At 75.4% G+C, this 25,885-nt stretch carries 24 protein-coding genes; 14 read left to right on the top strand and 10 right to left on the bottom strand.

What is annotated here, in order from left to right:
• The first annotated feature begins 58 nt into the window (after positions 1 to 58).
• From ppgK to ACWIX6_RS08255, 5 genes are all read left to right on the top strand, one after another.
• Positions 59 to 802, top strand: a complete 744-nt coding sequence (gene ppgK / locus ACWIX6_RS08275; protein ID WP_448616365.1) for a polyphosphate--glucose phosphotransferase — start codon at positions 59 to 61, stop codon at positions 800 to 802.
• 292 nt (positions 803 to 1,094) lie between these two features.
• Positions 1,095 to 2,468: an RNA polymerase sigma factor gene (locus ACWIX6_RS08270; RefSeq protein WP_448616364.1), complete on the top strand. Its 1,374-nt coding sequence runs from the start codon at positions 1,095 to 1,097 to the stop codon at positions 2,466 to 2,468.
• 462 nt (positions 2,469 to 2,930) lie between these two features.
• On the top strand, positions 2,931 to 3,146 hold the full coding sequence (locus ACWIX6_RS08265) for a DUF7455 domain-containing protein (RefSeq protein WP_448616363.1): 216 nt from the start codon (positions 2,931 to 2,933) through the stop codon (positions 3,144 to 3,146).
• A gap of 397 nt (positions 3,147 to 3,543) precedes the next feature.
• On the top strand, positions 3,544 to 6,042 hold the full coding sequence (locus ACWIX6_RS08260; protein WP_448616362.1) for a VanW family protein: 2,499 nt from the start codon (positions 3,544 to 3,546) through the stop codon (positions 6,040 to 6,042).
• Between the two features lie 83 nt (positions 6,043 to 6,125).
• A complete protein-coding gene (locus ACWIX6_RS08255) occupies positions 6,126 to 7,283 on the top strand; it encodes a YihY/virulence factor BrkB family protein (RefSeq protein WP_448616361.1) in 1,158 nt (385 codons plus the stop codon).
• Positions 7,284 to 7,376: 93 nt separating this feature from the next.
• On the opposite strand, the gene ACWIX6_RS08250 is transcribed toward ACWIX6_RS08255, so the two are convergent.
• Positions 7,377 to 7,607: a DUF3039 domain-containing protein gene (locus ACWIX6_RS08250; RefSeq protein ID WP_104523322.1), complete on the bottom strand. Its 231-nt coding sequence runs from the start codon at positions 7,605 to 7,607 to the stop codon at positions 7,377 to 7,379.
• Positions 7,608 to 7,686: 79 nt separating this feature from the next.
• Between ACWIX6_RS08250 and ACWIX6_RS08245 the strand changes: the two genes are divergently transcribed.
• Positions 7,687 to 8,625 carry a pseudouridine-5'-phosphate glycosidase gene (locus tag ACWIX6_RS08245; protein WP_448616360.1) on the top strand — a complete coding sequence of 313 codons (939 nt, stop codon included), beginning with the start codon at positions 7,687 to 7,689 and terminating at the stop codon, positions 8,623 to 8,625.
• A gap of 11 nt (positions 8,626 to 8,636) precedes the next feature.
• Positions 8,637 to 9,530 carry a carbohydrate kinase family protein gene (locus ACWIX6_RS08240; protein ID WP_448616359.1) on the top strand — a complete coding sequence of 298 codons (894 nt, stop codon included), beginning with the start codon at positions 8,637 to 8,639 and terminating at the stop codon, positions 9,528 to 9,530.
• A gap of 24 nt (positions 9,531 to 9,554) precedes the next feature.
• Here the strand turns inward: ACWIX6_RS08240 and ACWIX6_RS08235 are convergent, their stop codons facing one another.
• The 4 genes from ACWIX6_RS08235 to ACWIX6_RS08220 all read right to left on the bottom strand — a co-directional run bounded on the left by ACWIX6_RS08235 (position 9,555) and on the right by ACWIX6_RS08220 (position 11,259).
• Positions 9,555 to 9,911: a DUF3099 domain-containing protein gene (locus ACWIX6_RS08235; protein ID WP_448616358.1), complete on the bottom strand. Its 357-nt coding sequence runs from the start codon at positions 9,909 to 9,911 to the stop codon at positions 9,555 to 9,557.
• A 169-nt stretch (positions 9,912 to 10,080) separates the two neighbouring features.
• A complete protein-coding gene (locus ACWIX6_RS08230) occupies positions 10,081 to 10,692 on the bottom strand; it encodes an HhH-GPD-type base excision DNA repair protein (RefSeq protein WP_448616357.1) in 612 nt (203 codons plus the stop codon).
• Positions 10,693 to 10,717: 25 nt separating this feature from the next.
• Positions 10,718 to 10,960 (bottom strand): hypothetical protein, encoded by a 243-nt coding sequence (locus ACWIX6_RS08225; protein ID WP_448616356.1) that lies wholly within the window; start codon positions 10,958 to 10,960, stop codon positions 10,718 to 10,720.
• Positions 10,957 to 11,259, bottom strand: a complete 303-nt coding sequence (locus ACWIX6_RS08220; RefSeq protein WP_448616355.1) for a hypothetical protein — start codon at positions 11,257 to 11,259, stop codon at positions 10,957 to 10,959. Before ACWIX6_RS08220 ends, ACWIX6_RS08225 begins: the two co-directional genes overlap by 4 nt.
• A gap of 114 nt (positions 11,260 to 11,373) precedes the next feature.
• Between ACWIX6_RS08220 and dtd the strand changes: the two genes are divergently transcribed.
• Entirely contained in the window at positions 11,374 to 11,805 is a 432-nt protein-coding gene (gene dtd / locus ACWIX6_RS08215; protein ID WP_448616354.1) for a D-aminoacyl-tRNA deacylase, read from the top strand.
• 213 nt (positions 11,806 to 12,018) lie between these two features.
• Positions 12,019 to 13,002: an RNA polymerase sigma factor SigB gene (sigB, locus tag ACWIX6_RS08210; protein ID WP_448616353.1), complete on the top strand. Its 984-nt coding sequence runs from the start codon at positions 12,019 to 12,021 to the stop codon at positions 13,000 to 13,002.
• Between the two features lie 102 nt (positions 13,003 to 13,104).
• Here sigB and ACWIX6_RS08205 read toward each other — a convergent pair whose 3' ends face one another.
• A complete protein-coding gene (locus tag ACWIX6_RS08205) occupies positions 13,105 to 15,810 on the bottom strand; it encodes a bifunctional acetate--CoA ligase family protein/GNAT family N-acetyltransferase (RefSeq protein WP_448616352.1) in 2,706 nt (901 codons plus the stop codon).
• Between the two features lie 99 nt (positions 15,811 to 15,909).
• Complete coding sequence (locus ACWIX6_RS08200) at positions 15,910 to 17,094, bottom strand: acetoin utilization protein AcuC (RefSeq protein ID WP_448616351.1); 1,185 nt, start codon at positions 17,092 to 17,094, stop codon at positions 15,910 to 15,912.
• Positions 17,095 to 17,316: 222 nt separating this feature from the next.
• On the opposite strand from ACWIX6_RS08200, the gene ACWIX6_RS08195 reads away from it, so the two are divergent.
• Both ACWIX6_RS08195 and ACWIX6_RS08190 read left to right on the top strand, forming a co-directional pair.
• Positions 17,317 to 18,036 carry a metal-dependent transcriptional regulator gene (locus ACWIX6_RS08195; protein WP_448616350.1) on the top strand — a complete coding sequence of 240 codons (720 nt, stop codon included), beginning with the start codon at positions 17,317 to 17,319 and terminating at the stop codon, positions 18,034 to 18,036.
• A 100-nt stretch (positions 18,037 to 18,136) separates the two neighbouring features.
• Positions 18,137 to 20,236, top strand: a complete 2,100-nt coding sequence (locus tag ACWIX6_RS08190; RefSeq protein WP_448616349.1) for an alpha/beta fold hydrolase — start codon at positions 18,137 to 18,139, stop codon at positions 20,234 to 20,236.
• Positions 20,237 to 20,277: 41 nt separating this feature from the next.
• On the opposite strand, the gene ACWIX6_RS08185 is transcribed toward ACWIX6_RS08190, so the two are convergent.
• From ACWIX6_RS08185 to ACWIX6_RS08175, 3 genes are all read right to left on the bottom strand, one after another.
• On the bottom strand, positions 20,278 to 21,381 hold the full coding sequence (locus tag ACWIX6_RS08185) for a DUF4192 domain-containing protein (RefSeq protein WP_448616348.1): 1,104 nt from the start codon (positions 21,379 to 21,381) through the stop codon (positions 20,278 to 20,280).
• Positions 21,382 to 21,525: 144 nt separating this feature from the next.
• Positions 21,526 to 22,338: a hypothetical protein gene (locus tag ACWIX6_RS08180; protein WP_448616347.1), complete on the bottom strand. Its 813-nt coding sequence runs from the start codon at positions 22,336 to 22,338 to the stop codon at positions 21,526 to 21,528.
• 38 nt (positions 22,339 to 22,376) lie between these two features.
• Positions 22,377 to 22,670 carry a Dabb family protein gene (locus tag ACWIX6_RS08175; RefSeq protein WP_448616346.1) on the bottom strand — a complete coding sequence of 98 codons (294 nt, stop codon included), beginning with the start codon at positions 22,668 to 22,670 and terminating at the stop codon, positions 22,377 to 22,379.
• 97 nt (positions 22,671 to 22,767) lie between these two features.
• Here ACWIX6_RS08175 and ACWIX6_RS08170 point away from each other — a divergent pair, with 97 nt between their 5' ends.
• Genes ACWIX6_RS08170 through ACWIX6_RS08160 form a run of 3 tightly spaced genes read left to right on the top strand, consistent with a single transcriptional unit; the run spans position 22,768 to position 25,836 of the window.
• Positions 22,768 to 24,021, top strand: coding sequence for a glycosyltransferase family 4 protein (locus ACWIX6_RS08170; protein ID WP_448616345.1), 1,254 nt, complete (start codon positions 22,768 to 22,770; stop codon positions 24,019 to 24,021).
• Entirely contained in the window at positions 24,015 to 24,800 is a 786-nt protein-coding gene (locus ACWIX6_RS08165; protein WP_448616344.1) for a class I SAM-dependent methyltransferase, read from the top strand. Before ACWIX6_RS08170 ends, ACWIX6_RS08165 begins: the two co-directional genes overlap by 7 nt.
• Positions 24,793 to 25,836 (top strand): prenyltransferase, encoded by a 1,044-nt coding sequence (locus tag ACWIX6_RS08160; protein ID WP_448616343.1) that lies wholly within the window; start codon positions 24,793 to 24,795, stop codon positions 25,834 to 25,836. The genes ACWIX6_RS08165 and ACWIX6_RS08160 overlap by 8 nt, the downstream gene beginning before the upstream one ends.
• Positions 25,837 to 25,885: the final 49 nt, after the last annotated feature.

Raw genomic sequence — 25,885 nt, 5'->3', positions numbered from 1 at the left:
GTGGGCGATCCTGCCCGAGTCGCTCCCGGCCGACCCGCTCGGTCACTAGCCTGTCCGCGTGCAGGGCTTCGGAGTGGACATCGGCGGCAGTGGCATCAAGGGTTGCGTGGTCGACCTGGACAGGGGCGAACTGGTCGGGGAGCGGGTGCGGATCCCCACGCCGCAACCGGCCCTGCCCGAGCCCGTGTACGGCGTGGTGGGCGAGATCGTCGGCCGGTTCGGGTGGACCGGCCGGATCGGCGTCACCTACCCCGGGGTGATGAAGCACGGTGTCGCGTTCACCGCCGCGAACATGGACCCGAGCTGGATCGGCACGGACATGGCCGCGGGGCTCGAGGCGGTCATCCCCGGCACGGTGCAGACCCTCAACGACGCCGACGCCGCCGGGCTGGCCGAGATGGAGTACGGCGCCGGCCGGGGCGAGCGCGGCCTGGTGCTCATGCTGACCTTCGGCACCGGCATCGGCAGCGCGCTGTTCATCGACGGGACGCTGGTGCCCAACACCGAGCTGGGGCACATCGAGGTGGACGGCCAGGACGGCGAGGTCCGGGCGTCCGCCGCGGCCCGCGAGCGTGAGGACCTGTCCTACCCGGAGTGGGCCAAGCGGGTGGACCGCTACCTGGACACCCTCGAGCGGGGGATCTGGCCCGACCTGATCATCGTCGGCGGCGGAGTGAGCAAGAAGGCGGCCAAGTGGGTCCCGCTGCTGTCCACCCGGACCCGGGTGGTCGCCGCGGAGCTGCTGAACGACGCCGGGATCGTCGGAGCGGCCCTCGCGGCGGAGCAGCGCATCGGGCAGTGACGCTGGGTGACGAACCACCCGGTGGGTCCACGACGGGCTCGCCGGGCCACCCCGGAGGCGGAGTCCACTCGGACGGGGCAGACCTGAACCGGTGGACCGGCACGTCAGCGCCGTTACAATGAACGGGACCCACCTCGCCGCACCCCCAGCCAGCAGGTCATCCCCCGTCTCCAACCCGGTCAAACGCCGTGCTGGTCGGACGGGGATCTGCACCCGGAGGCGCTCCGGGGCCGTTGCCCGCGGGCCACGCGGTCCCCGAGGAACGCACCCGCAGTACGGGAAGGAACACTGAGTGCCCGCCGACCAGCCAGGACCGGAAGCAGTCGCCGGAACGAGCACGAGCAGCCGGAGGACGGTCGCCGCCCGTTCGGCCGCCCCGTCGCAGTCCACGGCTCCGGTCTCCCCGGCCACCCCCGCGAAGAAGGCGGCGGCCAAGAAGGCTCCTTCCGCACCGAAGAAGACCACCGGCGCCCGCAAGCCCAGCATCACCCCCTCCCCCTCCCCCGGCACCGGCGAGGGCACCGTGCTGACCGCGGTGTCCAGCGACGGCGGGACGGTCGCGGTCGTCGACGCCGGCTCGCAGGGCCTGAAGCTCGACGAGTCGGTCGTCACCGGCAAGGACGGCGTGGCCGTCGTCGACGCGGTCGAGGGCGACAAGCCCGAGGGTGAGGGCCCGGAGTTCGAGTGGGACGACGAGGAGGAGTCGGAGGCGCTGCGGCAGGCCCGCAAGGACGCCGAGCTCACCGCCTCGGCCGACTCGGTCCGCGCCTACCTCAAGCAGATCGGCAAGGTCGCACTGCTCACCGCCGAGGAGGAGGTCGACCTCGCCAAGCGCATCGAGGCCGGCCTCTACGGCGCCGAGCGGCTGCGCCAGGTCGAGGAGGAGGGCCAGAAGCTCTCCCCGCAGATGCGCCGCGACCTCAACTGGATCGTCCGGGACGGCGAGCGGGCCAAGAACCACCTGCTGGAGGCCAACCTCCGCCTGGTCGTCTCCCTCGCCAAGCGCTACACCGGCCGCGGCATGGCGTTCCTGGACCTGATCCAGGAGGGCAACCTGGGCCTGATCCGCGCGGTCGAGAAGTTCGACTACACCAAGGGCTACAAGTTCTCCACGTACGCCACCTGGTGGATCCGGCAGGCCATCACCCGCGCCATGGCCGACCAGGCCCGCACCATCCGCATCCCGGTGCACATGGTCGAGGTCATCAACAAGCTCGGCCGCATCCAGCGCGAGCTGCTCCAGGACCTGGGCCGCGAGCCCACCCCGGAGGAGCTGGCCAAGGAGATGGACATCACCCCGGACAAGGTGCTGGAGATCCAGCAGTACGCCCGGGAGCCGATCAGCCTCGACCAGACCATCGGCGACGAGGGCGACAGCCAGCTCGGTGACTTCATCGAGGACTCCGAGGCGGTCGTCGCCGTCGACGCGGTCAGCTTCACGCTCATGCAGGACCAGCTGACCAGCGTCCTGCAGACGCTGTCCGAGCGGGAGGCCGGCGTCGTCCGGCTGCGTTTCGGGCTCACCGACGGCCAGCCGCGCACGCTGGACGAGATCGGCCAGGTCTACGGGGTCACCCGTGAGCGGATCCGGCAGATCGAGTCCAAGACGATGTCCAAGCTGCGCCACCCCAGCCGGTCCCAGGTGCTGCGCGACTACCTCGACTAACGGGAGGACCTCGTCCTCCTCACCCCTCGCAAGCTCGGGGCGAGCCTCTGGACGGGGCCGATCAGCAGGGTCCTCCATCGGCCGGCGTCCCCCTCGGGGGGGCGCCGGCCGCTGTCGTCGGTGACGTCACCCCTCCACATCGGGTGACCGCCCCGGCGCTGAACGGCACCGACCCGGGAGACGGCGTAGCGTGGACGATGTCAGAACAGCAGCGGACCCACCGACTGGCTGAGCCAGTTACACCGACGAACGTGTACGTGCACCACCCGGACCCAGTTCCGAACCAGCGACGTCCCCTGCTGAACCGCTCCACTCGCACCAGTTGTGTCACGACCGCATCTCTTTCGGCGAGTCAGTGTGCATCGGGTGCCGGAACGGGAACACGAGGGGCCATCCTGGCGCTGTGCAGGAGGCCGATCCGCAGTCGCGGGTCCGTGCGGTAGAGAGCGAGTGATGAGCCAGATGACCCAGACGCTGACGACGACCCCGCCCACCGATGAACTCGTCGTTCCCTTCCACTGCGACCGCTGCGGTGCTCTGGCCAAGGTGCGAGTGGTACTCCCCAGTGGGAGCGACCTCGTCTTCTGTGGACACCACGCACGTGAGTACGAGGACAAGCTCCGCGACCTCGCAGCCGACATCATCGAGACGGACGGCGAGGCGCGCGTCCGCAACTGAGTGGGGCAACTATGGTCGCGCAAGCGATGAAGCCCCCACCCGACCGAGCCGCTGACCGCCGGTCACCCACAGGGGTGGCCGGGGGTCGGCGGCTTCGTCGTACCGGGGACCGGTGGTCGGTCCCCGCCGATCCGGAGCGACCCTGATGCCGTACGACTCCTCGACGGAGCCGGAGACCCGCCGACTCCTGACCGACGGCTCGGTACGGAGGGGCCGCCCGGCACCACCGGCGCCGACCGGGACCCGCGGGGAGGACGGCGCTGACGCGCCCGGTCCCGTCCCCGGCGACGCGCTCAGCGGCCGTCCCCCGACGGAGGCCGCCGGCACCGACGCCCCGTCCAGTGGGGCTCGCCTGTCCGCGGACGTCGACGAGCCGGGTCCTGCCGCCGGCGCGACCGTGAGCGCCGGTCCCGCGGCCTCCGATCCCGTGGACGCCGACCCGGCGGACGCCGACCCCGCGGACCCCGGACCTCCCGATGCCCACGCCGAGGATGCCGGCTCGGCCGAGGGCGGACCGGCCTCCGAGGAGCCCACCGAGGGCCCCGAGGCCACCGTCGTCATCCCCGCCGTGGACGACGGACCGGTCGCCACCCCGCCTGCCGACTCCCGGTCGGCGACGTCCGAGCCCGTCGGGGCCGAGGAGTCACCCCCGGTCCCCGCTCAGGCCGACCCGGCCCCGGCCGACCCGGCCCCGGCGCCCGATGCGGGCGACACCATCGAGTTCCGCCGGGACCTGGGCACGTTCTCCCGGCCGGCCGCCGAGGCCGGGACTGCTGGGGCCGGGACTGCTGGGGCCGCCGGGACCGGGATCGCCGGGACCGGGACCGCCGAAGCCGTGGCGCCCCGGCCGGGCGCGTCGGATGCCGTCAGCTCCCAGGCCGTCGACCCGGAGGCCGACCCGGTCGAGCCGGCCGGCAGCACCGCCCCGATCGGCCCACCCATCGGCCCGCCGGTCGGGACGACCACGCCGCTGACCGGCCCGGCCGTCACCGGCCCCGACCCCGCCGCCCCTGCCGGCGCACCGGATCCGGCCGGCTCACCGACCCCGGTCGGCCCGCCCCGCGGCGAGCCGACGGCGGAGCGCGGTGACGCGGACGGGTCGCCGCCGACCGGGAGCGACGCCGGACCCGGAGACCCGTCCGGCAGCGGTCGGTCCTGGTGGCGGCGGCGCGCGGTGCTCGTGCCGGCCGCGGCCGTGCTGGGCCTGAGCGCGCTGTACGGACTGGACCTCGCGGTCTCCTCCGGTGACGTCCCCCGCGGCACCGTGGTGGCCGGCCTGGACCTCGGCGGCCTCTCCCCCGCCGCCGCGTCCGAGAGGCTGACCGAGGACCTGGCCCCCCGGATGACCGCCGACCACCCCCTCGTGGCCGACGACGTGCAGGCGGTACTGCACCCGCCTGCCGCCGGGATCGCGCTCGACGTGCCCGCGACCGTGGACGCCGTCGACGACCAGCCGCTCAACCCGTGGACCCGCCTGACGACCGTGTTCAGCGACCGCACGGTCGACCCGGTGGTCACCGAGGACGAGACCGCCCTGGCCGCGCAGCTTGAGCAGCTGGCCGCCCAGGTCGACCGGGCACCCGTGGACGCGACCATCGCGATCGACGGCACCGACGCGCAGGTGGTCGAGCCGGTGGCCGGCCGCACCCTGGACCGCGACGGCGCCGCCGCCGAGATCACCGAGGCCCTCGCCGCCGGCGGGGACCCGGCGACCCCGATCGTCCTGCCGGTCGAGGTGGCCGAGGTGCGGGTCGACGCCGCCGAGGCCCAGCGCGTCCTGGACGAGACGGTGACCCCGGGGCTGTCCGCCCCGGTCACCGTCCGGGGCGCGGACGGCGCGGACTCGGTGGAGATCCCCGTCGAGGCCATCGCCGCCGCCCTCACCTTCGAACCCCAGGACGACGGCACGCTGGCCACCGCCGTCGACCCGGCGGCCCTGCAGGCCGAGATGGGTGACGCCTTCGAGCCGTTCGGCTCCCCCGCCCAGGACGCCCGCTTCGAGGTCTCCGGCGACTCGATCTCCGTGATCCCCTCGGTCGACGGGCAGGGCATCGACCCCGCGGTCCTGGCCGAGCAGCTGCTGCCCGTGCTCGCCGAGGAGGCACCTCGCTCGGTGACCGCGACCCTCGGCCCCGTCCCGGCGACCTTCACCACCGAGCAGGCCGAGGCGCTGGGCATCCGGGAGGAGGTCAGCTCCTTCACCACGAACTTCACCAACGCGGCCAGCGGGACCAACATCCGGGTGGCTGCCGAGAAGGTGGACGGCGCCATCGTGCGACCGGGCGAGACGTTCAGCCTGAACACCGCCACCGGGCCGCGCGGCGCGGCGCAGGGCTACGTGCCCGCCGGCGTGATCAGCAACGGCACGTTCACCACCGGGATCGGCGGCGGCGTCAGCCAGTTCGCCACCACGATGTTCAACGCCGTCTTCTTCGCCGGCCTCGAGGACGTCTACCACAAGCCGCACAGCTACTACATCAGCCGTTACCCGGCCGGCCGGGAGGCGACCGTCTACGAGGGCGCCATCGACCTGCAGTGGCGCAACGACACCGAGACCGGGATCTACGTGCAAACCGAGTGGGTGCCCGGCGCGCTCACCGTCCGGTTCTGGGGCACCAAGTACTACGACGTCGAGTCGATCAGCAGCGAGCGCTACGCCGTGACCCAGCCGGTCGTGCAGGAGAAGGTGGACGACGGCAGCTGCAGCCCGCAGGGCGGCAGCACCGGCTTCGGCATCACCGTGACCCGGGTGTTCAAGGACGCGGCGACCGGCGCGGAGGTCCGCCGCGAGGACTTCCGCACCCGGTACGCCGCCGAGCCGGTCATCCGGTGCGTGCCGCCCCCGCCGCCGGCGGAGGGCGCGCCGGACGCCGCGCCGGCCACCCCCACCGGCTGACCACCGGCGACGAGGGTGCCCCCGTGGGGGTGTCCGCGTCCCAGGGCGGCACGTCCGGACCCCCGGCCGTGCACACTGGGCCGGTGCCCCCTGTCCTGCCGAGCGCCTCGGCGCACCCCGGTGAGCTGGGGGGACGTCCCCCCGGGCCGGAGGTGACCACCGGCCCGCCGGCACCGGCTCCCGCGACGCCGTCCGGCGGGGCCTCGGCCGTGCCTGCCGACCGGGAGTCCGTGCCGGTCGACCAGCGGACGGCGCCGGCCGACCGGGATGCGGTGCGACCGCGGGGCGGGCTGCTGCGCCGGCTCCCCGCGCCGGTCCGAGTGCCGTGGCAGGTCCTCGGCCGGGCCTTGGCCAAGGCCTGGTCCGACCGGATCCTCGGGCTCTCGGCGGAGGCCGCGTTCTGGCAGGTCCTCTCGGTCCCGCCGCTGCTGATCGGGCTGCTCGGCTCGCTGGGCTACCTGGGCGACTGGATCGGCGCCGACCGGGTGCAGCAGATCGAGGACCGGCTGGTCGACCTGGCGGCCGAGGGGCTCACCCCCGTGGTCGTGGACACGCTGGTCGAGCCGACGCTCAACGACATCCTGGGTTCCGGCCGGCTGGACGTGGTCAGCGTCGGCTTCCTGCTGTCCCTGTGGGCCGGCTCGTCGGCCACCGCCACCTTCATGAACACCACCGTCATCGCCTACGACCAGCGCGACGTGCGCGGGCCGATCCGGACCCGGCTGATGGCGCTGTGGCTGTTCGTGGTCGGGCTGGTGTCCGCGGTGCTCAGCCTGCCGCTGCTGGTGCTGGGCCGCGGGGTGCTGGTGTCGCTGCTGCCGGTGGACTACCGCGACACCGCCACGGTGCTGGTCAACGCGGTCTACTGGCCGCTGGTGCTGGTCGGCCTGGTGCTGGTGCTGTGCAGCTTCTACCACGTCACCCTGCCGCGCCGGATCCCGTGGCTGCGGCACCTCGTGGGGGCCGTGTTCGCCGTCGGGTTCTTCGTCGCCGCCGCCGTCGTCCTGCGCGGCTACGTCGCCGACATCCTGACCACCGCGCTCCCCTACGGGGCGCTGGCCGCCCCGATCGCGGCGCTGCTTTACTGCTTCCTGCTCGGCATGTCCATCCTGCTGGGCGCCGAGATCAACGCCACCGTCGAGGCGCGCTGGCCGTCCCTGCAGGGCCGGCACGACCGTCGGAGGCGGCGCCGCCGGGAGGCCAAGATCGAGCTCGAGGCCAGGAAGCTCGGCCTGCGCTGAGGAAGGACCCTCATGCCCCCCGACCCTCGCTCCGCTCGCGTCGGGACCCTGCACGAGGGCCGTTCCAGGCGAAGCTCAGCCTGCGCCAGGCGTCTAGTCCTTCTTGAGCTGGTTGTAGACCTCCTTGCAGGCCGGGCACACCGGGCTGCCCGGCTTGGGGCTCTTGGTCACCGGGAAGACCTCGCCGCACAGCGCCTCGACCATGGTGCCCATGACGGCGCTCTCGGCGATCTTGTTCTTGCGGACGTAGTGGAACACCTCGTTGGCGTTGCCGGTGTCGGCGTCGCGGACGTCCGGGCGCTCGAGGATGTCGCTGCTGCTCACGGCTGCTCCCTGGGTCGGTGGGTCGGCGGCGGGTGACCGGGCTCCCCGGCCGCGCCGCGCCGCCGTCCATGATGACAGGGTGCAGAGTCCGCCCGCCCCGGTCGCCGGCCACCCCGCGACGCTCTCCCCCGAGGTGACCGCCGCGCTCGCCGAGGGCCGGCCCGTGGTCGCGCTGGAGAGCACGCTGCTCGCGCACGGCCTGCCCCGGCCGGAGAACCGGCAGGCGGCCGACGACGTGGAGGCCGCGGTGCGGGCCGGCGGCGCGGTCCCGGCGACCATCGCCGTCCTCGACGGCGTCCCGCACGTCGGGCTGACCGCCGACCAGGTGGACCGGGTCTGTGGCGACCCGGGGCTGGACAAGCTGGGGGTGCGCGACCTGCCCGTGGCCGCGGCGCTGGGCCGCAGTGGTGCCACCACCGTGTCCAGCACCGCCCTGCTGGCGGCGCGTGCCGGGATCGGCGTCTTCGCGACCGGTGGGCTGGGCGGGGTGCACCGGCACGCCGGCGACACCTTCGACGAGTCCGCCGACCTGGTCGCGCTGGCCCGCACGTCCCTGCTGGTGGTCTGCGCGGGGGTGAAGTCGATCCTCGACGTCCCGGCGACCCTGGAACGGCTGGAGACGCTGTCGGTGACCGTCGTCGGCTACCGGACCCGGCGTTTCCCCGGCTTCTACGTGGCCGACTCCGGCTCACCGCTGGACTGGTCGGTGGCCGACCCAGGGCAGGCGGCCGCCGTCTTTGCGGCCCGCCGGGCGGTGGCCCCGGGAGCGGTCGTGGTGGCCAACCCGCTGCCGGTCGACGAGCAGCTGGACCCCGAGCTGCACGACCGGGTGATCCCCGACGCGCTGGCCGCGGCCGGCGCCGCGGGCGTCCGGGGCAAGGACGTCACCCCCTTCGTCCTGGACCACCTGCATCGGGCCAGCGGCGGGGCGACGCTGGCGGTCAACGTCCGGCTGGTGCTGCGCAACGCCGAGCTGGCCGGCCGGATCGCGGCCGAGCTGGCCGCGGCGGCCCGCTGAGCGGCCCGCCGGTGTCCGGCCCGGCCGGGCCGGGGACCGTCGTCGTGGGCGACGTCTGCACCGACGTCGTCGTCCTGCTCGCCGGCGGGCCCGCGCCCGGCTCGGACCGCCCGGCGGCCATCACCACCCGGGGCGGCGGCGCCGGGGCGAACGTGGCCGCGCACCTGGCCGCGCTGGGGACGCCGGTGGTGCTGGCCGGCTGCGTGGGGGACGACCCGGCCGGCACGGCGCTGTCGGCCGAGCTCGCCGCCGCCGGCGTCGGGCTCGCGCTGCGGACGGTGCCGGGCACGGCCACCGGCACCGTCGTCAGCCTGGTGGAGCCTGACGGGCAGCGGAGCATGCTCGCCGACCGGGGCGCGAACCTGGCGCTGCGGGCGGACGACGTCCCGGTCCCCGTGCCCGGCGGGCACCTGCACCTGTCCGGGTACACGCTGCTCGACCCCGGCTCCCGGGCGGCCGGGCTGGCGGCGCTGGCGGCCGCGGTGGACGCCGGGTGCACGGTCTCCCTGGACCCGGCATCGGCCGGGCCGCTGTCCCGCTACGGCGTGCAGCAGTGGCTGGCCGACACCGGCGGGGCGACCCTGCTGCTGCCCAACGCCGACGAGGCGCGGCTGCTCAGCGGCTGCACCGACGTGGCCGAAGCGGCGCGGACCCTGGCCCGACGGCACCCGGTGGTGGCGGTCAGCCTCGGTCCCGACGGCGCGCTGTGGGCGGCGGCCGGCGAGCTCGTGCACCGGCCGGCCCACCCGGCGGCCGTGGTGGACACCACCGGCGCCGGGGACGCCTTCGCCGCGGGGCTGCTCGCCGAGTGGGTCGCCGCCGGCGGGCACCCGGACCCGGTCCGGGCGCTCACCGCGGGTCTGGCCCGGGCGGCCGCCGTGGTCAGCCGGCCCGGGGCCCGCTGACCCGCTCCCCCACCGGCGGGAGGGTCACATGTCGATGACGCGCGGCGGGGTGGTGCCCGACTCCAGGATCCGGTCCGGCCGCGGGGCCACGTACCGGTTCACGTGCAGCCGCTTCTTCGGCGGCCGGTCGTTGGCCATGACCACGGCGATCCAGGGCAGCACGGTGCCCAGCACGGCGAAGATCAGCATCAGCCAGACGGTCTGGTAGAAGACCGCGGCCATGACGAGACTGACACCACGGATCGCCATGGTGATCACGTAGCGCTTCTTCCGGGCGGCGTGCTGGTCGGCCAGGCTCGGCTCGGCCTCGGTGATCAGCACCGGCTCCGCCCGGAGGGCGGACGATGGTGCGCGGTGCGGGAGCTGCTGGCTGGAAGCCACGGACGCCCTTCCCTGGACTGGCCGGGGTCGTGGGCGGCGCGGGTCGGTGCGATGCTCGCCCGGCCCCCGGAGCTCCCCGGCTCTGACCACCATCGTGCCACCGGATCGTGCGCCATGCAGGCGCCCGGCGGACGGATTCGTGCCGGAGTACGGCGCCTCCGGCACCCGGTCAGGCGGTGCCCGCCGGAGCGTCCTCCGCCGCCTTCGCTGCCTGCTTGGCGGCCTGTTTCGCGGCCTGCTTGGTGCTGCGCACCTCGGCCAGCGAGGCCGCGTCGGTGATGTCGGCGACCGAGCGGCGGGCGCCGTCCTCGCCGTACGCCCCGGCCGCCTCGCGCCAGCCCGGCGGGGTGATGCCGCACTGCTTGCCCAGCAGGGCGAGGAAGATCTTCGCCTTCTGCGCGCCGAAGCCGGGCAGCTCGCGGAGCCGGCGGAGCAGCGTCGCGCCGTCCGGGGCGTCGGCCCAGAGGGCGTCGGCCCGGCCGTCGTGGCGCTCCACGAGGAGGCGGCAGAGCTCCTGGGTGCGGGTCGCCATCGAGCCGGGGTAGCGGTGCAGTGCCGGCGGGCCCTGGAAGTGCTGCCTCAGCTGGTCGGGGTCGTACCCGGCGAGCTGCGCGGCGGAGAGGGCGTCGACCCCGAGCCGGTCGGCCAGCAGCCGGGGGGCGGCGAACGCCCGCTCCATCGGGAACTGCTGGTCCAGCAGCATGCCGATCAGCAGGGCGAGCGGGTCACGGCCGAGCAGCTCGTCGGCCGCGGCGTCCTGGGCGAGGCGGAGGGTCGGCACCCGGCGATCCTGCCGCATCCCTCCCTCAGGTGGGCGGGGAGGCGATCTGCACGGCCTCCGCCGCGATCCGGCCGCGCGGCGTGCCGTTGACCACGACACAGGCCCGTCGCCACGGTCGCTCACGGTCGAGGAAGCCGAGCTCCGCGGTCGTCCACTCTTGCCAGAAGGCGGTGGCCTGCTCGGGGTCGCCGTTGACGCCGTCGGCGACGTCCCGGGCGATGCCGCGCCGCTCCGCCTCGACGGAGTCCGACTGGACCCAGACGGTCACAACGCCCGTCCCTCGCGCAGCGGACGGAGCACGTCGTCGGCCAGCAGGTGGCCCCAGCCGAACAGCGGCTCGTGCCAGGCCAGGTCGTCGGTGTGGACGACGGCGGACGCCGGTACCAGGGCACCGAGGCGAGCCGCGAGCGTCGACTTGCCCGAGGCACCCCGCCCGTCGACGGCGACGATGCGGGGCCGGTCCTCCGGGTTCCCGGCCGCGGTGAGCACGAGGTCCAGCAGCGCCGGCAGGGGTGCCGGCCGCCAGGGTCCGGCCTCCGGCTCGCCGGGCGGCAGCGTCAGGGACATGCGGGGTCCTCCTGGGCGTCGACGGGTGCGTCGTGGTCGGGACTCGTCCGCCCGCGGCTCCATCGTGTCCGAGGGCCCCCGGGCCGGGCGTGTGCGACCGGCGAGGATGGGCGGATGCGTGCGGTGGTGACCCGGGTCAGCCAGGCGTCGGTGGCCGTGGACGGGCAGGTGGTCGGGGACATCGGACCCGGACTGCTGGCGCTGGTCGGCGCCGGCCGGGACGACGACCCGGAGCGGGCCCGCGCCCTGGCCCGCAAGGTGCACGAACTGCGGGTCTTCCCCACCGCGGACGGCGCCCGGTCGGTCGGCGACCTCGGCCTGCCCGTCCTGGTGGTGAGCCAGTTCACGCTCTACGCCGACACCCGCAAGGGCCGCCGGCCCTCCTGGTCCGAGGCCGCGCCCGGGGAGATCGCGGAGCCGCTGGTGGACGAGGTGGTGGCCGAGCTGCGCCGCCGCGGGACGACCGTGGCCACCGGCGTCTTCGGCGCCCGGATGCAGGTGGCCTCGGTGAACGAGGGGCCGATGACCCTCCAGCTCGAGGTCTGACGCCGTCCACCAGGTGCGCAGGCTGCACGTTGCCTGTGAGTTGGGACGCGGCGGAACACCCGGGCCCCTCCGAACCGTTGGACACGACGTACCACACCGGACACCAGGCACGCAGGGCCCCTCCGACACCGGCCCCGCACCGAAGACGCCGGGATGCAGCGCCCATCGACGGGGCGGCGCATCCAGACCACGAAGCAAGGACGAAGACTCATCGTGACGCTCCTGCAGTCCTCCCCCACCGACACCCTCGAGGTGCGCGCCCCGCGCCGCGCTCCGGACACCAGCGGTCTGGTGTCGACGGACCTGGTGCGCGTCTACCTCAACACCATCGGCAAGACCGCGCTGCTGACCGCCGAGCAGGAGGTCGAGCTGGCCAAGCGGATCGAGGCCGGCCTGTACGCCGACCGGCTGCTGGCCGAGAAGCAGCTCACCCCCGCCCTCAAGCGCGACTACAAGGCCCTCGCGGCCGACGGCCGGGCGGCCAAGGCGCACCTGCTGGAGGCCAACCTCCGGCTGGTCGTCTCGGTGGCCAAGCGCTACACCGGCCACGGCATGACGTTCCTGGACCTCATCCAGGAGGGCAACGTCGGGCTGATCCGCGCGGTCGAGAAGTTCGACTACACCAAGGGCTTCAAGTTCTCCACGTACGCGACCTGGTGGATCCGCCAGGCGATCACCCGGGCGATGGCCGACTCCGGCCGCACCATCCGGCTGCCCGTCCACCTGGCCGAGCAGGTCAACAAGGTCGTCCGCACCCGGCGCCGGATCCACCAGGAGCTGGAGCGGGAGCCCACCGCCGAGGAGCTCGGGCTCGAGCTGGACATGACCCCCGAGCGGATCACCGAGCTGCTGGAGTACTCCCGCGACCTGGTGAGCCTGGACCAGACCGTCGGCACCGACGAGGAGTCCCGGCTGGGTGACTTCATCGAGGACGCCGACGCCGCGGTCGCCGAGGACGCGGTCGCGTTCCAGATGATGAAGGGCGACGTCCGCAACGTCCTGCAGACGCTGGAGGAGCGCGAGCGCGACGTGGTCGTGATGCGCTTCGGCCTGGACGGCAACCAGCCGCGGACGCTGGAGCAGATCGGCAAGCGGTTCGGTCTGTCCCGGGAGCGCGTCCGGCAGATCGAGCGGGAGACGATGTCCAAGCTGCGCGACCCGCAGCGGGCTGACGCCCTCCGCGACTACCTGGGCTGAGGAAGGACCCCTCTGCCCCCACCGCTCGCGAGCTCGCGGTGGAGCCTGCAGAGGGGCCTGAGCGGGCCGGTCACCTCGTGAGGTGACCGGCCCGTCGTCGTGTCAGCTGAGCTCGGGCCGGAACATCCGACGCGGGCCGGGGGCCAGCCGCCCGTTGGGGGGCCCGACCCGCACCGACGCGCCGGCGACCACCAGGGAGCGCCCGCCGTGCCAGGGGTCGGCCGGCCCGACGATCACCGGCTCCAGGTTCAGCTCCAGCACCTCGGGCAGGTCGTCGGCCAGCTGCGCCACCCGCAGCAGCAGGTCCTCCAGCGCCGCGGTGTCCGCCGGTGCGCTCCCCCGGTAGCCGTCCAGCAGCGGCCAGGCCCGGGGCGAGCGGACGAGCTCGGCGGCGTCCAGGTCGGTCAGCGGCAGGGTGCGGTAGGCGCGGTCACCCAGCAGGTCGGTGGCCACCCCGCCCAGACCGAAGCTCACCAGCGCACCGAAGGACGGGTCGTCGACGATCTGTACGACGGTGGCCACCCCGGGCGCGGCCTGCTCCTGGACGATCACCGGGTCACCGGCGGGGATGGCGGCGAACGCGGCCCGCACGTCCGCAGCGTCGGCCAGGTCGAAGCGCATCCCGCCCAGGTCGCGGCGGTCGCGCAGCCAGGGCGCGGTCGACTTCAGCACCACCGGGTAGCCGACCTGCTCGGCCGCGGCGACCGCCGCCTCCACGTCGGTGACCCGGCGGGTGCCCAGCATCGGGATCCGGTAGGCCTCCAGCAGCTCGATCGTCTCCTCGTCGGTGAGCGGCCGGCCCGCTGCTCCCTCACCCAGCACCCGGTCGACGACCGCCCGGGCCGCCGCGGTGTCCAGCCCCTCCACGTCCGGTATCACCCCGGTGGGACGCCGCCGCCACCGCGCGTACTCGGCGACCTTGGCCAGCGCGATCACCGCCCGCTCGGGGGTGGAGAAGGAGGGCACCGACCCGCGGGCGGGCATGCCGCCCTCGTCGCGCACCGCCAGCTCGTCGGGGATGCCCTCGGTGGACAGGAAGTTGGCCACCACCGGCTTGTCCGCCCCGGCGGCCACCTCCAGCAGCGCCCGGCCGAACTGCTCCGACCCGCGCAGCAGCGGCGGCAGGAACACCGCGACGACCGCGTCCACGCCGTCGTCGTCCAGCGCCGCCTGCAGCGCCGCCCGGAAGTGCTCGGGCCCGGCCTGCACGCCGATGTCCACCGGCCGCTCGTGCGCCAGCTGCAGCCCCTGCTCCAGGACGGCGTCGGCGACCAGCACGCCCATCGCGGTGGAGTTGCCGACGATGGCGACCCGGTCCCCCGGCGGCAGCGGCTGGTGGGCCAGCAGGGTCCCGACGTCGAAGAGCTGGGCCAGCGTCTCCACCCGGATCACCCCGGCCGAGGCGAACAGCGCGGCCACCGACTGCTCGGGCACCGACACGCTGGTGCCGGCCAGCCCCGCCGTCATGCCCACGTGCCGGCCGCTCTTCACCGCCACGACCGGCTTGGTGCGCCCGACCCGGCGGGCCAGCCGGGCGAACTTCCGCGGGTTGCCGAAGCTCTCCAGGTGCAGCAGCACCACCTCGGTGGCCGGGTCGGTGGCCCAGTACTGCAGCAGGTCGTTGCCGCTCACGTCGGCGCGGTTCCCGGCGGAGACGAAGCTGGACAACCCGATGCCGCGGGCCCGGGCCCGCTCGAGCAGCGCGACACCCAGCGCGCCGGACTGGGCGAAGAAGCCGACGCGGCCGCGGCCGGGGACGTCGGGCGCCAGGCTGGCGTTGAGCCGCACCGCCGGGTCGGTGTTCACGATCCCCAGGCAGTTGGGCCCGACCACCCGCATCCCCGAGGCCCGCGCGGCGTCGACCAGCTCCCGCTCGGCGGCCCGGCCCTCGGGCCCGGACTCCCCGAACCCACCGGTGATCACCACCAGGCCGCGCACCCGCTTGCGCCGGCAGGCCTCCACCACGCCGGGCACCTCGTCGGCCGGGACGGCCAGCACCGCGAGGTCGACGTCGTCCGGGATGGCCTCGATGTCGGCGTGCGCCGGGACCCCGCGGACGTGCCGGACGGCCGGGTTCACCGGGTAGAGCGGCCCGTCGAAGCCGTAGTCCAGCAGGTGCCGCAGCACCGCGTGGCCGACCTTGGTCTCGTCGTTGCTGGCGCCCACCACCGCGACCGAGCCCGGGGTCAGCAGACGCCCGATGGACCGGGACTCGCTGCGCTGCTCGCGCTCGTACGTGACGGCCAGCGACTGCTCGGTCGGGGCGATCGGGAAGGTCAGGTGGACGACGCCGTCCTCGTAGGACCGCTTCGCCTCGTAGCCGGCGTCGATGAACACCCGGACCATCTGGCTGTTCTGGCTGAGCACCTCGGCGACGAACCGGGTGATCCCCCGCTCCCGGGCCGCGGCGGCCAGGTGCTCCAGCAGCACCGAGCCCAGGCCGCGGCGCTGGTGCGCGTCCTCGATCAGGAAGGCGACCTCGGCCTCGTCGGTGTCCGGGTAGCGGTCGTAGCGGCCCACCCCGATGACGTCTGTCCCCAGCAGCACGACGAAGGCGACCCGGTCGACGTGGTCGACGTGGGTGAAGCGGTACAGGTCCTTGTCCGACAGCCGGCGCATCGGGCCGAAGAACCGGTAGTACCGGGTCTGCTCGGAGCTGCGCTCCATCAGCCCGACGATGCCGTCGGCGTCCTCCGGGCAGATCGGGCGCAGGTGCACGGTGCCGCCGTCGGCGGCGACGACGTCGGCCTCCCAGTGCGGCGGCGGTGGGGGCGCCGGGGACACGGTCGACTGCTCGCTCGTGGTCACGGGTTCCTCCGGCCACTCAGCAGTTGAAGGACCCCGTCCTCCCGGCCACCCAGCAGGGGCCCGCTACGAGCTTGCGAGTGGTGGGGGGCTGGGTGGTCCTTAATCACGGGGGTCGTCCGGGTCGAGGCCGAAGAAGGGGAAGGACGCGGTGCGGGTACGGGTGATGGCCCGGTCGACCCGGCTCTCGGTGAACGGGTCCCAGCGGGCGAAGCCGACGTACCCGCCCTCGGTCATGGTGTGCGGCGCCTCGGCGCGCAGGCGGCGCCGGCGGACGTCCTCCCGCCAGCCGGCCGGCACCTCGGTCTCCGGCGGGACCGGGTCGCCGCTGGCCTCGGCGATCAGATGGGTCCAGGCCCGCGGGACGCACCGGACCAGCCCGTAGCCCCCGCCCCCGAGGGCGATCCACCGCCCGTCGCAGACCTCGTGCGCCAGCTCGTGCACCGCCCGGTAGGAGGCGCGCTGCCCGTCCACGGTGAGCGCCAGGTCGGCGAGCGGGTCCTCGTGGTGGGCGTCGCAGCCGCACTGGGTGACCAGGATCTGGGGGGAGAACGCGCGGACCACGCTGGGCACGACGGCGGTGAAGGCGCGCAGCCAGCCCGAGTCGTCGGTGCCGTTGGGCAGGGCCAGGTTGACCGCGCTCCCCGACGCCCGCTCCGGGTCCCCGGTCTCCTCCGGGTAGCCGGTGCCAGGGAAGAGCGTGAGGGGCGTCTGGTGGACGCTCACCGTCAGCACCCGCGGGTCGTCCCAGAACGCCGCCTGCACGCCGTCGCCGTGGTGCACGTCCAGGTCCAGGTAGGCGATCCGCTCGTACCCCTGGGTCAGCAGCCAGGCGATCGCCACGGCGGCGTCGTTGAACACGCAGAAGCCCGAGGCCGCGTCCCGCATGGCGTGGTGCAGCCCGCCGGAGATGTTGACCGCGTGCTGCGCCGTCCCCGCGTGCACCCGCTGAGCGGCCAGCAGGCTGCCCCCGGTGATGAGCGCCGCGGCGTCGTACATGCCCTCGAAGACCGGGTTGTCCGCCGTGCCCAGGCCGTGGCCGACGCCCAGCGGGTCCGCCGGCGCCCGGCGGACGGCGTCCAGGTAGGCCGGGTCGTGCACCAGGGTGAGCTGCTCCACCTCCGCCGGGGTGGGCCGCAGCACCTCCAGCCGCGGGCGCTCCAGCACGCCGAGGGCCCCGGCCAGCCGCATGGTGAGGTCCAGCCGGACCGGGTGCATCGGATGGTCGCCGCCCATGGTGTAGCCGAGCAGCGCGTCGTCCCAGACGACCGCGACCGAGTCGCTCACGGGACCTCCTCGACCACGACAGCCCCCTCGCCGGCGCTGCGGCTCCGGGGACCGGCGCCGCCCTGTACGCGCAGGCGTCCGCGGGTCCGCCGCGGGCACCTCCGCCACCGGCGACGCTACCGGTGCGCCGCGCCGGTCGCGCTCCCGCGAGCCGCGGCCATGACGGACCCGGGACGAGTGGCCCGTGCTCGTAGGATCGGGGTCACCTGACGGAGGAGTGACGTGAACGATCTCATCGACACCACGGAGATGTACCTCCGGACGATCTTCGAGCTCGAGGAGGAGGGCATCGTCCCGCTCCGGGCCCGGATCGCCGAGCGGCTGCACCAGAGCGGGCCCACGGTGAGCCAGACCGTGGCCCGGATGGAGCGCGACGGATTGCTGACCGTGGAGGGGGACCGCCACCTCCAGCTGTCCGACGAGGGCCGCCGGCTGGCCACGGCGGTGATGCGCAAGCACCGGCTGGCCGAGTGCCTGCTCGTCGACGTCATCGGCCTGGACTACGCCGACGTCCACGAGGAGGCCTGCCGCTGGGAGCACGTCATGAGCGAGGCGGTCGAGCGCAAGCTGCTGACCCTGCTGGGCAACCCCAGCGTCTCGCCCTTCGGCAACCCCATCCCGGGGCTGGACGCGCTCGGCGGGGACACCTCGGCGGTGCTCGACGCGCTGACCCTGCTGTCGACGACGGCCACCCCGGAAGGGCGCCCGGTCGTCGTCCGGCGGATCAGCGAGCAGCTGCAGGAGGACGCCGTGCTGCTGCGCGAGCTGGCCGACCACGGCGTGCGGCCCGGACAGCGGGTGGTCGCGTCGGTGTCCAACGGCACCGTCCTGGTGGACGGCACGCCGCTGCAGCCGGGGGTCGCCCAGCACGTGTTCGTCAGCGCGGTCGACGAGTCGCTCTCCCCGGAGGAGGCCGCGGAGGCCACCGCCGCGGTGGTCTGAGCCGCACCGCCCGGGCTCGCGGGCGGGCAGCCGGCAGGTCGTTCGCCGTCCTCACTAGGCTGGCGCGCGACCGAGCCGGCCCCGCAGAGAGAAGACCCCGGTGAGCGACTCCGCAGCCACCCCTGTCACACCCGGCGAGGGCTCCCCCGCCGAGCCCGCGCCGCCGACGCCGTTCCACCGGCCGGCCGACTTCGTCGCGCTGCCCCGGCTGGCGGGCCTGGCCCTGTCCGCCGACGGCAGCCGACTGGTCACCACCGTGTCCACCCTGGACGCGAACGGCACGAAGTGGCAGCCGGCCCTCTGGGAGGTCGACCCGGACGGCCGGCAGCCGGCCCACCGGCTCACCCGCGGCGCGGCCGGGGAGTCCGCCCCGGTCTTCACCCCCGCCGGCGACCTGCTCTTCACCTCCGCGCGGCCCGACCCCGACGCCGGCAAGGACGCCGCGGAGCCCAAGCCGGCCCTGTGGAGCCTGTCCCCCGGGGGCGGTGAGGCGCGGCTGGTGCTGCAGCGGCCCGCCGGCATCGCCGGGGTCGCCGTCGCCGCCGACACCGGCGAGGTCGCGGTCCTGGCCGCGACGATGCCCGGTGCCACCGACGCCGAGGACGACGAGCAGCGCCGCACCCGGCGCAAGGACGCTGGCGTGACCGCCGTGCTGCACGAGAGCTACCCCGTGCGCTCCTGGGACCACGACCTGGGACCCGCCGTCCCGCACCTCTACTGGCTGGGGCGGCTCCCGGGCGAGCCGGCGGCGGGGAAGACCCCCGAGCCCCCGCAGTGGCGGGACCTCACCCCCGACGCCGGGCCGCCCTCCGGGGCCGGTGACGACCTGGCCGTGTCGCCGGACGGCCGGCTGGTGGTGCGCGCCGAGGAGGTGCCCGACGGGCCGGCCGGGCGGCGCACCCGGCTGGTGCTGACCGAGGTCGCCGACGGCGCGACCCGGGTGCTGCTCGACGACCCGCTCGCCGACCTCGGCGCCGCCTCGTTCTCCCCGGACGGCAGCCGGGTCGTGTGCGCCCGCGAGTCGGCCTCCAGCTACGCCGAGCCGCCGGACCACACGCTGCTGCTGGTCGACCCGGCCACCGGCGACACCCGCGACCTCACCCCGGACTTCGACCGCTGGCCCTCCGCCCCCCAGTTCGACGCCACCGGCACGGCGGTGTACTTCCTCGCCGACGACGACGGCCGGCACGCGCTGTTCCGGGTGGAGGTCGACGGCGGCGCCCCCGTCCGGATGACCCGCGACGGCGCCTACAGCGACCTGCAGGTGGCCCGGGACGGCAACGCCCTGTTCGCGCTGCGCTCGGCGTACGACTCCCCGCCGGTGCCGGTGCGGCTGGACCCCGAGGCGCCCGACCAGGATCCGGTCGAACTGCCCTCCCCCGGCGCGGTCGGCCCGCTGCCGGGGACGCTGCGCGAGCTGGACGCGACCGCCGCCGACGGCACCCGGGTGCAGTCCTGGCTGGTGCTGCCCGAGGGCGCCGGGCCGGACTCCCCCGCACCGCTGGTGCTGTGGGTGCACGGCGGGCCGCTGATGAGCTGGAACTCCTGGTCGTGGCGCTGGACGCCGTGGGTGCTCGCCGCCCAGGGGTACGCCGTCCTGCTGCCCAACCCCGCGCTGTCCCAGGGGTTCGGCCAGGACTTCGTGCGCCGCGGCTGGGGCGACTGGGGCGACGCCCCGTACACCGACCTGATGGCCGCGGTCGACGCCGCGGAGGCGCTGCCGGAGATCGACCGGACTCGCACGGCGGCCATGGGCGGCTCGTTCGGCGGCTACATGGCCAACTGGATCGCCACCCAGACCGACCGGTTCGCCGCGATCGTCACGCACGCCAGCCTCTGGCACCTGGACAGCTTCAGCGGGACCACCGACGCCGCCTGGTACTGGGAGAAGGAGTTCGGGGACCCGCTGGCCGAGCCCAAGCGCTACGACCAGAACTCCCCGCACCGCTACGCCGACGCCATCCGGACGCCGATGCTGGTGATCCACGGCGACAAGGACTACCGGGTGCCGATCGGTGAGGGCCTGCGGCTCTGGTACGACCTGCAGAAGCGCGGGGTGCCCTCGAAGTTCCTCTACTTCCCGGACGAGAACCACTGGGTGCTCACCCCCGGCAACTCGGTGGTCTGGTACGAGACGGTGCTGGCGTTCCTGGCCGAGCACGTGCTCGGTCAGGAGTGGCGCCGCCCCGAGCTGCTCTGACCGGCCCGCTCTGACCGGCCCCGGCCGCGGTCGGGGGCCGGTCACCCGGCGTCCGGGTCGTCGCCGGGCTGGTCGCGCAGGCACTCCCGGATCAGCCCGCGCACGTCGGCCGGCGGCAGGCAGGCGTCCAGGGCGCCGCGCAGCAGCCGGGCGAGCGGGTAGCCCGGGTCGCTGCCCAGCGCCCGGTCCAGCGCCACGTTGGCCATCGCGCCGTCCCCGCGGACCCACGTGGTGACGGCCAGCAGGGTGGCCGGAGCGACGTCCAGCGGCACCGGGACCCGGCGGGTCACCTCGGTCCACAGCACCTCCGCGCCGGCCGCGGAGCCGCCCAGTGCCAGGCCCATCGCCCGGTCGCGGACGCCGGTGTCGCACAGGCCCCAGGCCAGGCGGGCGAGGTCGCGGTCGGGCAGTGCCCGCACCGAGCCGGGCGCGACCCGGGCGACGGCGCCGCGGATCGCGGCCCAGGCCTCCTCGGCGACGGCGGCCCCGCCCAGCCGCGCCGTCCGGTCGGTCACCTCCCGGCCGACCTCGGCGGCGGCGCGTGCCATGCCCGCCGCGGCCAGGGACCCCACCGGGGCGATCCGCCGGGCCAGGGCGGCGCGGTCGTCCTCGACCACCTGCCCACCGAGCACCGCGGCGGCGGCCAGCTCGCCGGTCTCCCGCGGCACCGGGGTGCCGGCCCCGGGAGCGCAGCACCCCCCGGTGCAGTCGTAGGACCACCACCGCCCGGCCCGGACCAGCACGGTGTCCTGGACCGGCACACCGGCGGCGGCGAAGTGCCGGACCGCGTCGCCGACCAGCACCCGGTGCGGCAGCGTGGCCACCGGGGCACCGTCGGGGACCCGGACGCGCACCGGGCGGCTCAGCTCGTCGGGTTCGTCCGACACGACCACGAGCACGACCGCGCCGGGGCCGTCGGTGACCATCGACCGCACCAGGGTCGACAGCACCAGATCCGCGGCGGAGGGCGGTGGCAGGTCCACCCGGGCCGTGAGGCCCATCCGGCGGCGACCGCGGTCGCGGCCGCGCAGGCTCACCGCGAGCAGCGACTCCCGCGGCCGGAAGCCGATCAGGTACGGCAGGGCGGCGACCAGGTCACCGAGCTCGCCGAGTCGGACGGGGACGGGGGTGCGGGCTTCGGACATGCCCCGACCCTGGGCACCGCCCCGCCCGGACGGGAGCGCGCGGGCGAGGTTGTGGACGGACGCCTCGGCTGTGGACGGCCGAGGACGCCGTCGGGCCGCGCAGCGCAGCCTGGGCCGGTGCTGACCGCCCTGCCCCGGCCCCGATCAGTCCAGCGCGGCGGCCTGGTGCTCGTACGCCTGCTCGAGCAGCGCCAGGAACGTGTCGGCGTCCGGTGCGGCGCCCGGGCCCCCCGAGAGCAGGGTGACCAGCCGGTCGCCGTCCTGCACCATCCCGACCAGCGCCGGTGCGGTCACCGGCTGACCGTCCGCCGGCGTGATCGTCGCGGTGACGCCGACCGCGGCCGACCGGTCGCCCACCGCGGGGGCGTCGAGGGGCTGCAGCGAGACGGTGAGGGTGCCCAGCCGAGGTGCGGTGACCGTGGCCTCCGGGCAGGCCGAGACGGCGTCCTGGAACTGCTGCACCGCGTCCTGGACCAGCGGACCCGCCGCGAGCACCTGGACGGTGGGCACGGTGGTGCCCGCGCCCTCTGCCGCCTGCGCCGCGAAGCCCTCGAGGTCCTCGGGCCGTGGCGGGGCGCCGCGCATCGCCTCCAGCGCCGTGGAGCAGCTCTCCGGGGTCACGGTCACCCCGGCCAGCCGGCCGGCGAGGGGACCGGCGGCCTGCTGCGCTCGGGCCATCAGCTGCTCGAGCGTGATGGGCGTGATGGGCGTGACGGTGCCGGCGCCGAACGCCTCGGCGGGCAGCAGCCCGGCGGAGAGGTCCTCGACCCCGTGCAGCGCACCGGCGGGCGACGCACCGGCCGAGGAGCTGCCCACCGGGGCCACGGAGACCTCGGCCGCGCTGCCGGCCTCTCCCGTCGCATCGGAGGCACCGCACCCGGCCAGCACCGCCGTGCAGGTGAGGGCCGCGCTGATCAGCAGGGTCGCCCGGGGACGCCGGCGCGGGAGTGCGGACACGTCCCGACGGTAGTCGCCCGGCGCCCGGGAGCGGCGGCTCAGACCTCGTACTGCGCGGCCGACCGGGCGGCCAGCGCCGGCTTGACGTACTCGCCGACCACCTCGAGGTGGCGCGGGTCGGCGGCGTACCGGCGGAAGGCGTCGGCATCGGGGAAGTCGGCCACCAACGCGGTGTGCGCGTTGCCGGCGGCCAGCCCCGCGTCGTCGCCGACGGCGAAGGCGGTCATCCCGCCCACCTCGTCGGGCAGCCGGCGCAGCGCGGCCAGGATCTCGGCGCGGCGCTCCGCAGTGGTGTCCTCGGTCCAGGTGAAGAGAACGACGTGTCGCAGCATGCCCGCACCCTGCCAGGTCCCCGACGGCCGACGGCAGCCGGCGGGGGGCACCGGACCTCGGCCGGGACGCCGGGAGTGGCTGGCTAGAGTCCGGCGCATGGGACGGTCGTTGCGGGTCGCACTGCTGTCCTACCGGAGCAAGCCGCACAGCGGCGGGCAGGGCGTCTACGTGCGGGCGCTGTCCCGGGAGCTCCGCGAGCTGGGCCACCGGGTCGAGGTGTTCAGCGGCCAGCCCTACCCCGAGCTCGACGACGGGGTCCCGCTGACCCGGGTGCCCAGCCTGGACCTCTACCGCGAGCCCGACCCCTTCCGCACGCCCCGCCTCGGCGAGTTCCGCGACGCGGTCGACGTCCTCGAGTGGGCCACGATGTGCACCGCCGGGTTCCCCGAGCCGCTGACCTTCAGCCTTCGCGCCGCCCGGCTGCTGGGCCGGCGGCGGGGTCAGTTCGACCTGGTGCACGACAACCAGTCGCTGGGCTACGGGCTGCTGCGGCTGCGCCGGCTGGGCCTGCCCACCGTGGCCACGGTGCACCACCCGGTGGCCATCGACCGGGACCTGGAGCTCGCCGCCGCGCCTGGCCGGCGCCGCCGGCTGACCCTGCGCCGCTGGTACGGCTTCACCGCCATGCAGGCCCGGGTGGCACCCCGGCTGGACGCGCTGACCACCGTGTCGGAGAGCTCCCGGCGCGACATCGCCCGGCACCTGAGGGTCCCCGGCGACCGGGTCGACGTCATCCCGGTCGGCATCGACCCCGACGTGTTCCGGCCCCCCGCCGGCCGGGCTGCCCGGGAGCCGGCGAGCATCGTGGTCACCACCAGCGCCGACGTCCCGTTGAAGGGCCTGGTGCACCTGCTGGAGGCGGTCGCCAAGCTGCGCACCGAGCGTGACGTGCGGCTGACCGTGGTCGGCGCGGCCCGGCCCGGCGGCCCGGCGGCCACCGCGCTGGACCGGCTCGGGCTGTCCGACGCCGTCCGGTTCACCGGGCCGGTGCCCCAAACCGAGCTGGTGGGGCTGCTGCAGACCGCGACGGTCGCCGCCGTCCCCTCGCTGTACGAGGGCTTCTCGCTGCCCGCGGTGGAGGCGATGGCCTGCGCCACCCCGCTGGTCACCACCGACGCCGGGGCGCTGCCGGAGGTCGTCGGGTCGCACGCCGCCGTCCAGGTCCCGGCCGGGGACGTCGACCGGCTGGCCGGCGCCCTCCAGCTGGTCCTGGACCACCCGTCCCTGCAGGAGCAGCTCGGCCGGGCCGGCCGCGCCCGGGTGCTGTCGACCTACACCTGGCGGCACACCGCCGAGGCGACCGCCGACTGGTACGGCCGGGTGCTGGACCGGGCAGCCGCCCCGTGCTGACCGTCGACTACGACCGGCTCGACGTCCGGCCGGGCATGCGGCTGCTCGACCTCGGCTGCGGCGAGGGGCGGCACGCGTTTGAGGCGGCCCGCCGGGGCGCGGACGTGCTGGCCGTGGACTGGGGGGCCGCCGAGGTCGCCACCACCGCCTCGTGGCTCGGCGCTCTGGTCGTCGGCGGGGAGGTCCCGGCCGGGACGGCGACCGGCGTGGCTCGCGCCGACCTCCGCGCCCTACCGCTCCCCGACGCCAGCGTCGACCGGGTGATCGCCTCGGAGGTGCTCGAGCACGTCGCCGACGACGGGACGGCCCTCGCCGAGATCGTCCGGGTGCTCAGGCCGGGTGGCCGGGTCGCGGTCACCGTGCCGCGGTACGGGCCCGAGCGGATCTGCTGGGCGCTGTCGGACGCCTATCACGCCAACGAGGGCGGCCACCTGCGCATCTACCGCGCGGACCAGCTGACCGCCCAGCTCGTCCGCGCGGGCCTGCGGCCCACCGGCAGCCACCACGCCCACGCCCTGCACGCCCCCTACTGGTGGCTCAAGTGCGCGGTGGGGGTGGACCGGGACACCGCTCTGGTGCGGGCCTACCACCGGCTCCTCGTCTGGGACCTGGTGCGGCGCCCGTGGCCGACCCGCACCGCCGAACGGCTGCTGGACCCGGTGCTGGGCAAGAGCCTGGTGCTCTACGCCGAGAAGCCCGGGCCGGCCGCGACCCGCACCGAGGGAGTCGGCGGCGACGTCCTGGCGAGCGCGGACGCCGGGAGCCCCGCGCGTGGCTGACCTGCCCGACCTGCCCGGCGTGCTCAGCGCGCAGCAGGTGCGGGACACCGTCGCCGCGATCGCCGCCGAGCAGCTGGCCGACGGCGCGCTGCCCTGGTCCCGGCACGCCCAGCTGGACGCCTGGGACTCCGTCGAGGCGGCGATGGCCCTCGACGTCGGCGGCGCCGCCGACCGGGCCGCGGCCGCCTACGACTGGCTGGCCACCCGGCAGCGGCCGGACGGCTCCTGGGCGGCGGAGTACCGCGGCGACCGGGTGACCGCGCCGGCCGCGGAGAGCAACCACGCCGGGTACCTGGCCGTCGGGGTCTGGCACCACTGGCTGAGCACCGGCGACGAGGCGGCGGTCGTCCGGCTGTGGCCGGCGGTGCGGCGGGCGCTGGACCTGGTCACCGCCATGCAGCTGCCCACCGGGGCCGTCTCCTGGGCGCTGCGCCCCGACGGCACCCCCGACGGGCTGGCCCTGCTCACCGGGAACGCCAGCCTGTTCCAGGCGCTGCGCTGCGGCATCGCGCTGGCCGGCCTGTGCGACCAGCCGCAGCCGGGCTGGGAGCGGGCCGCAGCGGACCTGCGGGAGGCGCTGTGCGACCGGCCGGAGGTGTTCGCCGACCGCTCCCGGTACTCGATGGACTGGTACTACCCGGTGCTGGCCGGCGCGGTGACCGGGCCGGCGGCCGACGCCCGGCTGGCCGGGGGGTGGGACACCTTCGTCGTCCCCGGCCTCGGGGTCCGCTGCGTCGCCGACCGGCCGTGGGTGACGGGCGCCGAGACCTGCGAGCTGGCCCTGGCGCTGGCCGCGGTGGGCCGGCGCGACGCCGCGGCCGAACAGCTGGCCGCGATGCAGCACCTGCGGGCGGACGACGGCTCGTACTGGACCGGGCTGGTCTACGCCGACGACGCCCGCTGGCCGGTGGAACGCACCACCTGGACGGCGGCGGCCGTGGTGCTGGCCGCCGACGCGATCGCCGGCACCGGATCCGCGTCGGTGCTCTTCGCCGAGCCCGGTGCGCTCGACCCGGTGACGTCGGGGACGGGATGAGTCACACCCCACGGCCGGCGGCCGGTTGGCCGTCCCCGCTGCCGGGCAG

It is taken from the genome of Modestobacter sp. URMC 112, from assembly GCF_053502575.1.
This window is presented reverse-complemented; position numbering and strand designations above follow the sequence as displayed.

Coding starts and splice junctions, on each gene's coding strand:
- ACWIX6_RS08265 (WP_448616363.1), top strand. CDS start 2,931: ATGACCCAGACGCTGACGACGACCCCGCCCACCGATGAACTCGTCGTT.
- ACWIX6_RS08220 (WP_448616355.1), bottom strand. CDS start 11,259: ATGTCCCTGACGCTGCCGCCCGGCGAGCCGGAGGCCGGACCCTGGCGG.
- dtd (WP_448616354.1), top strand. CDS start 11,374: ATGCGTGCGGTGGTGACCCGGGTCAGCCAGGCGTCGGTGGCCGTGGAC.
- ACWIX6_RS08185 (WP_448616348.1), bottom strand. CDS start 21,381: ATGTCCGAAGCCCGCACCCCCGTCCCCGTCCGACTCGGCGAGCTCGGT.
- ACWIX6_RS08175 (WP_448616346.1), bottom strand. CDS start 22,670: ATGCTGCGACACGTCGTTCTCTTCACCTGGACCGAGGACACCACTGCG.
- ACWIX6_RS08170 (WP_448616345.1), top strand. CDS start 22,768: ATGGGACGGTCGTTGCGGGTCGCACTGCTGTCCTACCGGAGCAAGCCG.